At 64.5% G+C, this 13,509-nt stretch carries 16 protein-coding genes; 8 read left to right on the top strand and 8 right to left on the bottom strand.

The features are described 5' to 3' along the window. Positions 1-6 precede the first annotated feature (6 nt). The gene (locus tag DX905_RS07630) at positions 7-687 is read left to right on the top strand and encodes an ABC transporter ATP-binding protein (RefSeq protein WP_116090820.1); all 681 of its coding nucleotides are present in this window, start codon (positions 7-9) and stop codon (positions 685-687) included. A 132-nt stretch (positions 688-819) separates the two neighbouring features. Beyond that, entirely contained in the window at positions 820-3,327 is a 2,508-nt protein-coding gene (locus tag DX905_RS07625; RefSeq protein WP_116090819.1) for an ABC transporter permease, read from the top strand. 24 nt (positions 3,328-3,351) lie between these two features. Here the strand turns inward: DX905_RS07625 and rfbA are convergent, their stop codons facing one another. The 6 genes from rfbA to DX905_RS07595 form a co-directional block, all read right to left on the bottom strand. Next, entirely contained in the window at positions 3,352-4,224 is an 873-nt protein-coding gene (gene rfbA / locus DX905_RS07620) for a glucose-1-phosphate thymidylyltransferase RfbA (protein WP_116090818.1), read from the bottom strand. Beyond that, complete coding sequence (gene rfbD / locus DX905_RS07615; protein WP_116090817.1) at positions 4,221-5,099, bottom strand: dTDP-4-dehydrorhamnose reductase; 879 nt, start codon at positions 5,097-5,099, stop codon at positions 4,221-4,223. Before rfbD ends, rfbA begins: the two co-directional genes overlap by 4 nt. Continuing rightward, positions 5,099-6,154, bottom strand: a complete 1,056-nt coding sequence (gene rfbB / locus DX905_RS07610; RefSeq protein WP_116092404.1) for a dTDP-glucose 4,6-dehydratase — start codon at positions 6,152-6,154, stop codon at positions 5,099-5,101. Before rfbB ends, rfbD begins: the two co-directional genes overlap by 1 nt. A gap of 14 nt (positions 6,155-6,168) precedes the next feature. Beyond that, positions 6,169-6,732, bottom strand: a complete 564-nt coding sequence (gene rfbC / locus DX905_RS07605; RefSeq protein WP_116090816.1) for a dTDP-4-dehydrorhamnose 3,5-epimerase — start codon at positions 6,730-6,732, stop codon at positions 6,169-6,171. Positions 6,733-6,834: 102 nt separating this feature from the next. Further along, a complete protein-coding gene (locus DX905_RS07600) occupies positions 6,835-8,220 on the bottom strand; it encodes an RNB domain-containing ribonuclease (RefSeq protein ID WP_116090815.1) in 1,386 nt (461 codons plus the stop codon). A 49-nt stretch (positions 8,221-8,269) separates the two neighbouring features. Next, a complete protein-coding gene (locus DX905_RS07595; RefSeq protein WP_116090814.1) occupies positions 8,270-8,689 on the bottom strand; it encodes a lysozyme inhibitor LprI family protein in 420 nt (139 codons plus the stop codon). 116 nt (positions 8,690-8,805) lie between these two features. Between DX905_RS07595 and DX905_RS07590 the strand changes: the two genes are divergently transcribed. The 5 genes from DX905_RS07590 (at position 8,806) to DX905_RS07570 (ending at position 11,659) form a co-directional block, all read left to right on the top strand. Further along, a complete protein-coding gene (locus DX905_RS07590) occupies positions 8,806-9,156 on the top strand; it encodes a hypothetical protein (protein ID WP_116090813.1) in 351 nt (116 codons plus the stop codon). 115 nt (positions 9,157-9,271) lie between these two features. Beyond that, on the top strand, positions 9,272-10,567 hold the full coding sequence (locus DX905_RS07585) for an NRAMP family divalent metal transporter (protein ID WP_116090812.1): 1,296 nt from the start codon (positions 9,272-9,274) through the stop codon (positions 10,565-10,567). A gap of 75 nt (positions 10,568-10,642) precedes the next feature. Next, entirely contained in the window at positions 10,643-10,840 is a 198-nt protein-coding gene (locus tag DX905_RS07580) for a hypothetical protein (protein WP_116090811.1), read from the top strand. Between the two features lie 73 nt (positions 10,841-10,913). Then, entirely contained in the window at positions 10,914-11,318 is a 405-nt protein-coding gene (locus tag DX905_RS07575) for a hypothetical protein (RefSeq protein WP_116090810.1), read from the top strand. A gap of 77 nt (positions 11,319-11,395) precedes the next feature. Beyond that, a complete protein-coding gene (locus DX905_RS07570; protein WP_116090809.1) occupies positions 11,396-11,659 on the top strand; it encodes a DksA/TraR family C4-type zinc finger protein in 264 nt (87 codons plus the stop codon). A 16-nt stretch (positions 11,660-11,675) separates the two neighbouring features. Here the strand turns inward: DX905_RS07570 and DX905_RS07565 are convergent, their stop codons facing one another. Continuing rightward, entirely contained in the window at positions 11,676-12,440 is a 765-nt protein-coding gene (locus tag DX905_RS07565; RefSeq protein WP_116090808.1) for a hypothetical protein, read from the bottom strand. Positions 12,441-12,763: 323 nt separating this feature from the next. Between DX905_RS07565 and DX905_RS07560 the strand changes: the two genes are divergently transcribed. After that, entirely contained in the window at positions 12,764-12,997 is a 234-nt protein-coding gene (locus DX905_RS07560) for an HP1242/YdcH family protein (protein ID WP_116092403.1), read from the top strand. Between the two features lie 54 nt (positions 12,998-13,051). Here DX905_RS07560 and DX905_RS07555 read toward each other — a convergent pair whose 3' ends face one another. Continuing rightward, complete coding sequence (locus DX905_RS07555) at positions 13,052-13,468, bottom strand: DUF2541 family protein (protein WP_116090807.1); 417 nt, start codon at positions 13,466-13,468, stop codon at positions 13,052-13,054. Between the last annotated feature and the right edge of the window lie 41 nt (positions 13,469-13,509).

Below are 13,509 nucleotides of genomic sequence, written 5' to 3'. Positions count from 1 at the left end.
TGTTTCATGCTGACGCTGCGCAATCTCTCCCGCGTCTACCGCACCGACACGGTCGAGACGACCGCGCTCGACGCGATCGATCTCGATATATTAGATGGCGAGTTCGTCGCGATCATGGGCCCGTCCGGCTGCGGCAAATCGACCCTGCTCAATATATTGGGTCTGCTCGATAGCCCGTCGTCCGGCTCCTATCGGTTCGGCGAGCATGAGGTGGCGGGGCTGCCCGAAGCCAAATTGAGCGACATACGCAAGCGCCACATCGGCTTCATCTTCCAGAGCTTCAATCTGGTCGACGAGCTTTCGGTGCGCGAGAATATCGAGCTTGCGCTGCTCTATCACGGCATCGGCGGGGCGGAGCGGCGGGCACGAGTGGATGCTGTAATGGACAAGGTCGGCGTGGCGCACCGCGCGGATCATCGGCCAAGCCAGCTTTCGGGCGGCCAGCAGCAGCGCGTGGCGGTGGCGCGCGCGGTGGTCGGCAATCCCGACATGATCCTTGCGGACGAGCCGACCGGCAATCTCGACACGCAGCATGGCGAGGAAGTGATGCGCATGCTGCAGGCCCTCAATCGCGAGGGCACGACGGTGGTGATGGTCACCCATTCCCCAAGCCACGCCGATTATGCCGGGCGCATCGTCAACATGCTCGACGGACATGTGTTGGCGGAGCGTAAGCGCGCGGCGTGACAGAATACCCCTCCGTCGTCAGCGCGGAGGGGCGGGTGAGGGTCTCGCCCCGCGTCCCTTCCGGCGTGCCGGGCGGAGCGGGACCCTCATCGAACCAGAGTTGAAGGTACAGGATCGAAAGGCAGGCAGCAGATGCTCCGCAATTACATCACGGTCGGTCTCCGCGCGCTGGCGAAGAACAAGACCTATGCCTTCATCAATATCTTCGGCCTCGCGCTCGGCCTCGCCGCGGCGGTACTGATCCTGCTCTATGTCCGCTACGAGCTAAGTTACGACGCCGCGCTCAAGGATGCGGATCGTGCGTATCAATTCCAGACCTATTATCGCGGCGACGCGCGCGGCAACGAAGCGATGCCGATGCAGATGACGGAGTTCGTCGCGGGCCGTGCGCTGGCCAAGGACTTCCCTCAGGTCGAAAAGCTGGTCTACGTTCGCTCGGAAGAGCCGGTGATATTGCAGAATGGCGTCGCCAAGCAGACCGAGGACGTGCGGATCGTCGACGGCAATATCTTCGACGTGCTCAAATTCCCGTTCATACGCGGCAATCCCGCGCGCGCGCTGGACGACGCCAATTCGCTGGCGATCAGCGAGAGCGAGGCGATCCGCCGCTTCGGCACAGTCGATGTTGTCGGCAAGACGCTGACGCTGGTGCTCAACAGCGGCAATACCGATTATCGGATCACGGGGGTGTTCAAGGACATTCCCAAGAACAGCCAGTTCGCCGCCAATATCGTCGCACGGGTCGAGCCAAACACGGAGTTCAGCCAGTTCCCCACATTCATGACCAGCTGGGGCAGCCAGGGCGGCTGGTATTATGTGCGGTTGCGCGAGGGCGTGAAGGTTGAGGACATCAATGCCCAGCTGCCCGCCTGGAAGAAGCGCAACATCCCCGACGAGATCACCAATGGCGAGCGTATCAATGAGGGCGACCTGCAGGATTTCGCGCTCGTAAACGTGCGCGACGTCCACCTCGGCAAGGGCCAGCGGTTCGGCATCCGCCCGACCAATGACAAGCGTACCGTCCTGACGTTCGGCCTGGTCGCGTTGATGGTGCTGGGCATGGCGTGCGTGAATTTCACCAACCTCGCAACCGCGCGCGCCTCGCAGCGCGCACGCGAAGTCGCCCTGCGCAAGGTGCTTGGCGCGACGCGCGGGCAGCTAATCGCGCAGTTCATCGGCGAATCAATGCTCGTTGCGGGCATCGCGATGCTGATCGCGCTGGCCATTGTCGAAGTGTTGCTGCCACCGTTCAACAACTTCCTCAATGCGGACATCCACCTGCGTTATTTCGGCTATGACAGTGTCCTGCCACAATTGATCGCGCTGGTGCTGCTGGTCGGGGCGGCCGGCGGGGCCTATCCCGCTTTCTACCTGTCGCGGTTCGAGCCGGCGAGCGTGCTGCGCGCCAACAAATCGGCGGCGGACGCACAAGGCTCGGGCAAGTTGCGCAACGTGCTGGTGATCGGGCAGTTCGCGGTCTCGATCGCGCTGATCATCTGCACCACGATCATCTATGCGCAAACGCTCTACGCCCGCACCGCAGACCAGGGCTATCAGCGCGCGGGGCTGTTTCAGGTCCGCAACATCGATTCGCAAGGTGTAGACACGAAGGTGCTGCGGCTGGTCGATCAAATCAGGCGGCTGCCCGGCGTACAGGCCGCGGCCGCGACCGGCATTGCGCTGCAGCCCAACAATAACAGCATGACCAGCGTGTTCCTGCCGGGCAATCCGTCGTCAATCAACCTCGGCAATTATACAGTCCAGGCGGGCTTTTTCCGGGCGATGGGGATGAAGCTGCTGGCGGGCCGCGACTTTGACGAGCTTCGTCCGCGCGACGACGCAACCACGCCTTTTCCGGTCAACATGGAGGCGGAACGCGCCTTTGCCGCCCGCGGCGCCAATATCATCGTCAGCGAAAGCGCCGCGCGCCGGCTTGGCTTTCACTCGCCCCAGGAGGCGATCGGTAAGACGCTGGGGGCGAGCATCACGCTCAGGGAAATCGGGATAGTGCCCGTGACGATTATCGGCGTCGTCGGCGATGCCCGCTTCCGTTCGATGCACGATCCGCTCCAGCCGATCATGTACCTGATGGCGAAGAACGGGTTCACCCATGTCGATGTGCGCTATGCGGGAATCGCGCCCAATGTCCTGCGCGACGAAGTCCAGCGTGTGTGGGACCGGCTGCTGCCGCAGGTGCCGTTCCAGGGCGACTTCGCGGACGATATCCTGCGCAACGAATATAAGGTGGATACGGCGCGCGGCCAGCTGTTCGCCGGGTTCGCCCTGCTGTCGGTGGTGGTCGGTTGTCTCGGCCTGTTCGGTCTCGCCTCCTTCACCGCCGAGCGGCGCACCAAGGAGATCGGCATTCGTAAAGTACTGGGCGCGCGCACGCGAGACATCGTCCAACTGCTGGTGTGGCAGTTCAGCCGACCGGTGCTGATCGCGAATATCATCGCCTGGCCGGTGGCCTGGTGGGTGATGCGCGACTGGCTCAACAAGTTCGACGAGCGCATCGCACTCAGCCCGGTGCCGTTCCTGCTGGCGGGCGGGCTGGCGCTCACCATCGCGGTTGCGACGATTGCCAGCCATGCCTTCCGGGTCGCCCGTGCCAACCCGATCCTGGCGTTGCGTTACGAGTGAGCGCGCGCCGGCAGATCTGCCGCGTCAGCCATGTTCGTCGGCCAATTGCAGCAGATAGCGGCCATAGCCGGTCTTGGCGAAAACTTCGCCGCGGCGCCGCAGCTGGGCCGCGTCGATGAAGCCGCAGTCGAACGCGATTTCTTCGAGGCAGGCGATCTGCATGCCCTGGCGGTGCTGGACGGTACGCACGAATTCGGAGGCTTCGAGCAGACTGTCATGCGTGCCGGTGTCGAGCCAGGCATGGCCGCGCGACAATTGCTCCACGAACAGTTCGCCGCGCTCCATATACATGCGATTGAGGTCGGTAATCTCGAGCTCGCCGCGCGCGGACGGGCGGACCTGATGCGCGAATTCGCACACCCGCGCGTCGTAGAAATAGAGCCCCGTCACGGCATAATGCGACTTGGGTACCGTCGGCTTTTCTTCGATCGAAACGGCGCGTCCATCGCCGTCGAGTTCGACCACACCATAGGCCTCCGGGTGATCGACCCTATAGGAGAAGATGGTGGCGCCGTGCGTGCGCTCGCGCACCCGCCGCATGCGCGGACCAAGATCGGCGCCGAAGAAGATATTATCCCCTAGCACCAGTGCGCCGGGCCCGCCGGCAAGGAATTGCTCGGCGATGAGAAAGGCCTGGGCCAGGCCCTCGGGCTTGGGCTGGATCGCGTAGCTGATCGAGATGCCGAACTGGCTGCCATCCTCGAACAGCCGCTGGTAATTCTCCAGATATTCCGGCGCGGAGATGATCAGCACTTCGCGCAAGCCGGCCAGCATCAGCACCGACATCGGATAATAGATCATCGGCTTGTCGTAGATCGGGAGCAATTGCTTGTTGATCGCGAGCGTCGCCGGATGGAGCCGGCTGCCCGTGCCCCCGGCGAGGATGATGCCCTTCATTCTTCCGCTTCCCTCACCAGCGCGTCGACGATCTCGTCGACTGCCACCTGCCATGGCCGCGGTCTAATGCCAAAGTCGCGCGCAATCTTCGCCGTCGCGAGCCGCGAATTGGCGGGCCGCGCCGCGGGCGTGGGGTAATCGCTGGTCGCGATCGGCAGGATCGAGGGCGTGGCGCGGCCATGGCGCGCGGCGCGGGCAAACACGGCTTCGGCCAATTGGTGCCAGTTGGCTTCGCCAGCGTTGACGAAATGATAGGTGCCGTAAGGACCGCTCTGCAGCTGCCCTAGAATGCTAGAAATCGTGCGCGCGATATCATCCGCTGAGGTCGGGCAACCATCTTGATCGGCGACGACGCGCAATTCGGGGCGTTCGGCGCCGAGGCGGAGCATCGTCTTGACGAAATTGCTGCCGGTGGCGCTGACGACCCAGGCGGTGCGCAGGATGATGTGGCGCGGATTGGCGGTGCGGACCGCCTGTTCGCCGCCTTCCTTTGACGCGCCATAGACGCCGAGTGGCGCGACGGGGTCCTGTTCCTCGTAGAAACCGGGCGCAGAGCCGTCGAATACGTAATCGGTCGAGAGCTGGATGATCGGGATGCCAGCCGCAGCGGTCGCGGCGGCGAGCGCGGCAGGAGCGAGCGCATTGGTTTGCCAGGCGGCGACGACGTCATGCTCGGCGCGGTCGACGGCGGTGTAAGCGGCGCTATTGACCACCGCCGCCCACGGCCGCGATTGCACGAGGGCGGTGAGCGCGGCGTGATCCGCCAGATCGAGTTCGGCACGGCCTGGTGCGACCATTTCCATATCCGACGGCGCCAGCCGCAGCAGCGCGCTGCCGACCTGGCCTGAGCCGCCGGTGACGAGGATCGGTCCCATCAGGCGTTGAGCCCGACGCGGTCGACCGCGCCCTTTTTCTCGACCAGCGGACGCCACCAGCTCTCATTGGCGAGATACCAAAGGATGGTGCGTTCGATCCCGCTGTCGAAGCTCTCCTGCGCACTCCAGCCGAGTTCGCGCTCGATCTTGGCGGGGTCGATCGCATAGCGCTGGTCATGGCCGGGGCGGTCGGCAACATGGTCGATCTGGGAGGTGTAGGATTGGCCGTCGGTACGCGAGCGCAGGCGGTCGAGCGTTTCGCAAATGCGCGTCACAACGGCAATGTTGGTACGCTCCGAGCGGCCGCCGATAATATAGCTTTCGCCCGGAGTGCCGGCCTCAAACACGCGAGTCAGCGCGCGCGCATGATCCTCCACGAACAGCCAGTCGCGCACGTTGAGCCCGGCGCCGTAGACCGGCAATTTCTCGCCCGCCAACGCCTTGACGATCATCAACGGGATCAGCTTCTCGGGAAAATGATAAGGCCCGTAATTGTTCGAGCAATTGGTGATCAACACCGGCAGGCCGTAGGTGTCGTGCCACGCGCGGACGAGGTGATCGGACGACGCCTTCGACGCCGAATATGGCGAATGCGGATCGTAGGGCGTCTCTTCGGTGAAGAAGCCGCCATCGGGCAATGAGCCGAAGACCTCGTCGGTCGAGATATGGTGGAAGCGGAATGCCGCTTTGGCCTCCGCATCGAGTCCACGCCAATATTCCAGCGCCGCCGACAGCATATTGAAGGTGCCGACGATATTGGTCTGGATGAAGTCGGCCGGGCCGTCGATCGAGCGATCGACATGGCTTTCGGCGGCGAGGTGCGTGATCACCTGCGGGCGGAAACCGGCAATCGCGGCGGCCACTGCAGCGGCATCGCAAATATCCGCCTGGACGAAACGGTACCGCGGGCTGTTGGCGATCGGCTCAAGGCTGGCAAGGTTGCCGGCATAGGTAAGCTTGTCGAGGTTGAGCACCGAATGGGGCGTATCGCGCACGAGATGGCGCACCAGCGCCGAGCCGATGAAGCCGGCGCCGCCTGTGACGAGGATACGCAACGGGTTGGGTACGGTCATGCGTCGATCGGCTCGAGCGGGCGGCCGTCATAGTCGAACGGGCTGATGGCTTCGGACAGATCGGGCAATGTCTCATCCTTGGGAGACAGGATCGGGCCGCCCGCCGGCAGTGGCCAGGGCAAGGCGAGGCCGGGATCGTCCCAGCGCACGCCGCCCTCGCTGTCAGGTGCATACGGTGCGCTTACCTTATATTCGACCTCGGTTCCGGGTGCGAGCGTGACAAAGCCGTGCGCGAAGCCAGCCGGCACGAACAATTGATGGCCGTTGTCGGCGCTCAATTCGGCTGCGACCCACTGTCCGAAGGTTGGCGAGCCGCGGCGAGTATCGACCGCCACATCCCAAATCGCGCCCCGCACGCAACGCACCAACTTGTCCTGCGCGTAAGGCGGTGCCTGCCAATGGAGGCCGCGTAGCACGCCTACGTCGCGCGACATCGAATGATTATCCTGCACGAACGCGCTATCGATGCCGAGCGCGGTATAACGCGCCTGGCTGTAGGTTTCCGAAAACCAGCCCCGTGCGTCGCCGAAGCGGGGAGGGCGGACCAATCTAACCGGCATGTCTCTCCTGCCCCTGCCGAGCGCTGCCGCGCATGCGCCTGTGATGCGGCAGAGAGCGGGAAGTCGGCGCGAATGCAAGACTTGCTGTTGCAGCAGGTGCGTTCAGCCCACCCGTTCGAAGCTGATCGTGCGTTTATCGGGATCGGCGGAAGTGAGCCGCACGCCGATTGCATTGCCAGGCTCGACGCCGTGGGCATCGACCCGCGCAACCACGGGTTCGTCACGCAACTGGATACGCGCGCCACGATCGTCGACATCGGTGACGATGGCAGCGAACGACTTGCCGATGCAATTGCGCAACATCACCGCTTCGGCAAGGTCGATCACCGCCCGGTCGATCTGCCCACCGAGCGCATCGGCGCGTGCCATCACCGGCGGAAGTTTCGGGAAGGCCTGCGCCACGACATCGGGCACGGGCTGGCCGTTAGCGATGGCGAGCGCGGCCTGCACCACATAGCGATCGGCGAGACGGCGCAGCGGCGCGGTGGCATGGGCATAAGTCGCAGCCATGGCCGCGTGCCAGGGTAACACGCCGTCGCGATAGGGCGCGTAGGAGGCGCCCAGCCCGGCGCGCCGGATCGCCAGCATGAAGGCGCCTTGCTTCGGATCGGCGCCATTGAGCGTACGCTGATACTGGTCTAGCGATTCCTCGGCCGGCCATACCAGGCCGAAGGCGCGCGCCGTGTAGCGCAGCCGGCGCACCGCGCGCTCGTCGGGCGCGGCCATCACGCGGAACAGACCGGTATGATGCGCCTCGAGCGCGTCGGCGATGGCGAGGTTGGTCGCCAGAGACAAAGCTGCGTTGCGATCTTCCGATTGCAAGCGTGGACGGAACAGCAATTGGAAGTCGCTATCGCCGGCGGCAGATACCTCCTGCTCGGGCGGGTCGACGCGCGACGCGCCCCGGCGATCCTCCGCGCCCTGAATGCGGTCCGACAAAGCGGAGAAGTCCGGGGGCAGATCGGCGTCCTGGACGCTGTCATAAGCCAGCTTGGCCCGACTGCGGACGATCGCGTGCTCAGCGCCGTCGAGGCGGACGCCGCCATCGTCTGCAACCCGCACGGTGAAAATCACCGCAGGGCGCGGCCCGTCCGGTAACAGGCTGGCTGCCCCTTGGCTCAGCACCGGCGGATAAAGCGGTGCCTTGCCGTCGGGCAGATAGATCGTGGTACCGCGAGTCCAGGCCTCTGCATCGATGATGCCGCCATCGTCGACGAACCAGGCGACATCCGCGATCGCGTAATGGAGGAGCAGATCCTCGCCGCTGCGCTCGATCGAGAATGCCTGATCGAGGTCGGTGGAGCTGGCAGGATCGAGCGTGACGAACGGCATGTTGGTGCGATCGACATGCTGGGTGGGCGTGCGCTCAGCCGCCGCGTTGGCAGCGGCCACAACCGCGTCGGGGAAGACCGGCGGTACTTTATATTGCGTGCGGATTGCGGCGAGCCCGCGGGCAAGGGCGTTGGTGGGATCGAGCAGGGTCTTCATCGACCAAGCGCTATAGTGCGACAGGCTGGTTCGGGAAGCATGGGCCGCGTCACCCTTCGATGCGCAACGCCCGCAAATAGGCTTCGAGCTGAAGTGCCCGATCGCGCACTACGGCGGCGTCGCCATGCGCCTGCATCGGTACGTACATCGTGCCCTGCCGGCTTTGATAGAGGGTCGAGCGGGCCTGGGCGTCGGCCGAGCGGAATGCCAGCCAGGCGCGTTGCGCCACCCGCAGGCGCTGCGCCGCCGGCGCGGGAAGTCCCTTCAGCAGGGCGCGATAGGCGGCATTAAGGCGGCGATCATAATCGTGGGCCGCCCGGCCCTCGCAATCGGTCTGCGCCGCCGTGGAGGCGTTGCCGGGATCGTCGAGGCAGCGGTCGAGCGCGGCGGCGGTGGGGTCGCCGACCGCGGCCGACGCGGGCGTTGCCGTTACGGCGAGGAGGGTGAGAGCGAGCAAGCGAACGATCATAGGAGGGCTATATCATGGCTCGCCCGCTAACAGAGAAAGGCGGCGATCAGAACGGGAGGGGCACTTTCCGCGCTTCCGACGTTAGGAGGTCGGAATTGACGCCCGCGGAGGAAATAATGAAGAAAAGCCCGCTTCTGTTACTGGTCATCGGCCTACTGTTACTGGCCGTCGGCGGCGTCCTGACGATGGGAAGCGTATCGGCCGAAGCGGATCCCGCAATCGTGGCGCGGTGCGAGGCGCGGATGCAGGATCAAGGCGCGGAGATGATCGCGCATTGTAAGGAAAAGGCGTTCGCCACCGGCATGACCGCCACCGATGCCAATGAAGCGGCGCGTACGATTAGTGCCGCCAACAACAGCGAAGTGGGCCGCGGCGGTCTGGGCATGTTCCTGATCGGGCTGGGGGCGGTGCTGGCGATCGTCGGCGTGATCGCCTGGCGGCAACAGGATCGCGCGAAGGTCGGCTGAGCCGGCTCTGCAATCCTGCCGATCGGCCTGCCGTCCGACAGAGAGGTGTGACCGGGTTGTCGCCGTCGCCGCAATCGGCGGTGGACAAATTCGTTTCGCCGCCGGATGACCAGGCATGGAACCGGCAGCACCCAATCCGCACGAGGATGTGAAACAGCCCGAGCGGCCGAAGCTTCTGAAGGTGCTCGGCCCTGGCCTGATCACGGGGGCTTCGGACGACGATCCCAGCGGCATCGCCACCTATTCCCAGGTAGGCGCGCAATTCGGCTATCGCCTGAGCTGGGTGATGCTGTTCAGCTGGCCGCTGATGTGCGCGATCCAAGAGATCAGTGCGCGGATCGGGCGCGTCACGGGGCGTGGTATTGCCGGCAACCTGAAGCATCATTATCCGGCGGGAATTGGCTACGCGATCGTGCTGCTGGTGGTGGTGGCCAACGTCATCAACCTCGGTGCGGACCTCGGCGCGATGGGGGCGGGGCTCAAGCTGCTGATCGGCGGCCCGGCCTTGCTGTATGTCGCCGGCTTCGGCCTGATTACCGTCTTGCTGGAAGTCTTCTCGCGCTATTCGCGCTACGTATCGGTCTTGAAATGGCTGACCGTGTCGCTGTTCGCCTATGTCGCAGTCGCACTGGTCGTGCACATTCCCTGGGCGACGGTCGGCTATAATCTCGTCGTTCCGCAGATTACCCGCTCGGGCGCCTATTCGACGGCGGTCGTGGCGATCCTCGGCACCACGATCAGCCCATATCTGTTCTTCTGGCAGGCGGAGGAGGAGGTCGAGGAGATACGCGAGCGGCCTGCGGCCAAACCGCTGGAGCGCGCGCCCGAGCAGGCACGCGCTGAGTTCGGGCGGATCCGCGTCGATACCTATGTCGGAATGGGCCTGTCCAACCTTGTCGCATTGTTCATTATCCTGACCACGGCGGCAACGCTCAACGCGCATGGCGTCACCGACATCCAGACTTCGGCGCAGGCGGCCGAGGCACTGCGGCCGGTTGCCGGGCGCTTCGCCTTCTTCGTGTTCGCATTGGGCATTATCGGCACGGGCCTGCTCGCTCTGCCGGTGCTTGCCGGATCGTCCGCTTATGCTTTGGGTGAGATGTTCGGCTGGCATGTCGGCCTTGCCCGCAAACCTGGGCGCGCCAAGGCATTTTACGGCTGCATCGCGGTAGCGACCCTGCTCGGCGTGCTGCTCAATTTCAGCCCGATCGATCCGATCAAGGCCTTGTTCTGGAGCGCCGTTATTAACGGTGTCGTAGCGTGCCCCGTGATGGTGCTGATGATGCTGATGTCCAGCAACAAGGCGGTGATGGGCAATTTCCGGCTGCCGCCAGTGCTGCGGGCGGTCGGGTGGCTGGCAACCGCGGTCATGGCCGCCGCCGCGATCGGCCTGTTCGCTACGTGGCGGTGATCAGGACGGCGGCTCCGGCTTGATGCATCCGCCCGGCGGGCCGTGCGTTCTCCGTCTCTCTGATAGGAAAACATCATGGCGGACGAACCAGACGACGAAATGACCGAGGATGTCGGCGGTGTGCAGGGCAGCGAGCCCGAGGCTGCCGGGCTCAACCTTGATGGTCCCGCGCCCAAGATCGCCAGCGACGCGCCCGAACAGCCGGCGCCGGATGCGGGCGAGATCGAATGGGCGGGTACGCTGCTGAAGCGGCCGCCCGCCCCGCAGAATTGAGCTGCCCGGGAGTGGTCAACAGCGGTTCAGCCAGCGTGCGGTAAGAGCGCGGCCACCTCTGGGAGATGATGTCATGGTCCAGTTCTTGAAATTGTTGCCGGCGCTGGTGGTTATCGGCGTCGCGCTGCCCGCCGGCGCCGCGCCGCGGATTTCCGAAAGCGGCGAGGCCAAGCTCGCCAAGGCGCTGGAAGGGCGCATCCCGGGCAAACCGGTCGACTGCATCAGCCTGCGCGGCGCCAAATCCAGTCAGGTCTATGATGGCACGGCGATCGTCTATGAAGACGGCCGGACCCTGTATGTGAATCGTCCGGCGATCGGCGCGGAGTCGCTGCGGCGGGACGATATACTGGTCAGTAAGACGTATAGCGACCGGCTTTGCCGGATCGATACGATCCGTCTGGTAGATCAGGGCTCGCGTATCGAACACGGCTTCGTCGGCCTGGGGCAGTTCGTACCTTATACCAAGCCCAAGTCCTGAGCCGCGCCCCGCGGTGATTGGAACCAGCCGGTGGAATTCCTATCTACTGCAGTAGGTTGCCGTAGATTGGAGCTCACATGGCCGGTGGTTGGACGCGCGATGGTGCGGTGCAGGACCAGATCGACGATACGATTTTGGACGCGGTGATCAGCGCCCGCGCGCGCATCCCGGCGGGCGAAAGCGCACAATATTGCGACGAATGCGGCGACGACATTCCGCAAGGCCGCCGGGTTGCGCTGCCGGGCGTACGTACCTGCGTCAAATGCCAGTCTCAGCGGGACAGCAAGACCGTCTTCTCGGCGATCAACCGGCGAGGCAGCAAAGACAGCCAATTGCGCTAATGTGCTTGCGACCGCGTCAATGCGAGGCCGCCTTGCGCTCGGTATAGTCGATGCGAATGCGAACCCAGCTGCCGACCATCATGCGCCCGCCAATCCGTGGCGGAAGCACCAGGAATTGCCACGCAGCCTCGCGCACCGCGCGGGCATAACCGGAGCCGGGGGTCTCGCCGAGCTCCTCGCAATTATCGACATGATAGCGCGCGATCGTCTGGCAGGCGACCATGCCAAAGCCAGGGCCCGGCCTTGTATATTTCAGATAGAAGCCGAGTTCTGCGTCGGTCGGCTCGCGATACCATTGCGCTTCGTAGAGCGGCTGGCCCGCGCTGCCATAGGCGACCGGCCGATCCGAGCGCCCGGCGCCATCCCCGCTTGAGGCGTCGGTCGCGCTTGCATCGCTCAATTGCTCGCTGCGCGGCGATTGCGGCACTTGGCGCACGTCGAATTTTTCCAGACCGGGTGTGAGCACCCAGGGTGCCGCTGTGGTGGGGAGCTTGATCGGCGGCGGAGGCGGCGCCGCCGGCGGGGGCGTGACGGGCCGGGTTTCCTGCCGGCTCTTGGCCGCGCTCTTTGCCGGGGCGGATTCCTCCTGCGCCTCGGGAGCGACCGTGAAGGTGGTCAGCCGGCTATCGCCCTTGGGCAAGCCAAAGTGCGGCGGCGCGAGCCTGATCAGCAGGAGCAGCAACAGCAGATGCGCGAGGATGGTCAGCAGCAGCGACGTGGCACGTCGCCGCGCGGCTGGCCGATCGAGATCCGAAAAAGGCAGGAAGGACGCCAAACGCATCGGCGACTCGCCTAGGCGGCGTGGTGGCGTGCTGCAACCCGATCGCGACGGATTGAGAAAGACCGTCGGAAAGACTGTCAGCGCCGCCGCGGCACGCGACCATCAGAGCTGCAAAGGCGACGACCCGGGCAAAAGTCGCCTCCTATTCATCCGGCTGACAGTTTGGCGAGCTAAATTGGGTGTGCGGACCGGGCCCCTCTGGCGGCGGCTTATCAAGCCCCGTGATGTCGGACCGCATCGAGCAAGCTCGGTGCAGGTTCGGACGGCTTATGCCCTCCCACTCCATCGAGACCTCGATCGAAGTCACTTCGAAGGAGGATATGATGAACTCGCTTATCGAACGCCTGATCGCCACCCACCGGATGCTCAATCGCGAGATCCGGCGCGAGCTGCAGCGACGCATCCCCGACAGCCTGCGCCTGACCGATCTCAAGAAACGGCGGCTGGCGGTGAAGGATCAGCTGTTCCGGCACCGCCCCAACGCCGCCGATTTCCGGGCGGCGGCGCGCCAAGTACTGGCGCGTTTTCGCACCAAGCGGCTGACGCATGCTCACTAACTGAAGCCGAAGGCCAGCCCGGTTATTGTCCCGGGCTGGCCCCATCGGCATGGATCAATGCTGGCCGAAGACGGTCACGTTGGCGGTGCCGCGCAGCCACCCCTTGGTATCGTACCAGAAATCGATCTGGCGGATCGAACGCGTGCCGCCGCGCAGCGCGATCGCACGGCTGACGCCATTCTTGGGGATGTTGAAGCGGATCCGGATGTCCTGCGGCTCGCCATTGTCATAAGTCACTATCATCCGCTGCATGTGAAGCGGCGCGTCGGTTACGCGGACCTGCAGTGCGCGGAAATTGGTGTGCGGGCCGGTAACGATGATCGTGTCATGGTCGTTCATATGCTGGGCATGGGTCGTGCCGACATAGACCCAGCCGGCACCCGCTTCGGGGCGGACGACGTCGGCGCTGCTGACGGGGCCGGCGGCCAGGATGGTCGCTATCGCGCCAAAGGCTGCGAGTTTGATCTTCATGAATATGCTCCTCTTCCCGCTCTCGGTCCGGCCGTGATCGG

Origin of the sequence: Sphingomonas crusticola (assembly GCF_003391115.1) — a bacterium.
GTDB classification, from domain to species: Bacteria; Pseudomonadota; Alphaproteobacteria; order Sphingomonadales; family Sphingomonadaceae; genus Sphingomonas_I; species Sphingomonas_I crusticola.
The sequence above is the reverse complement of the archived record's forward strand: the minus strand, read 5'-3'. Positions and strand labels throughout refer to the sequence as shown.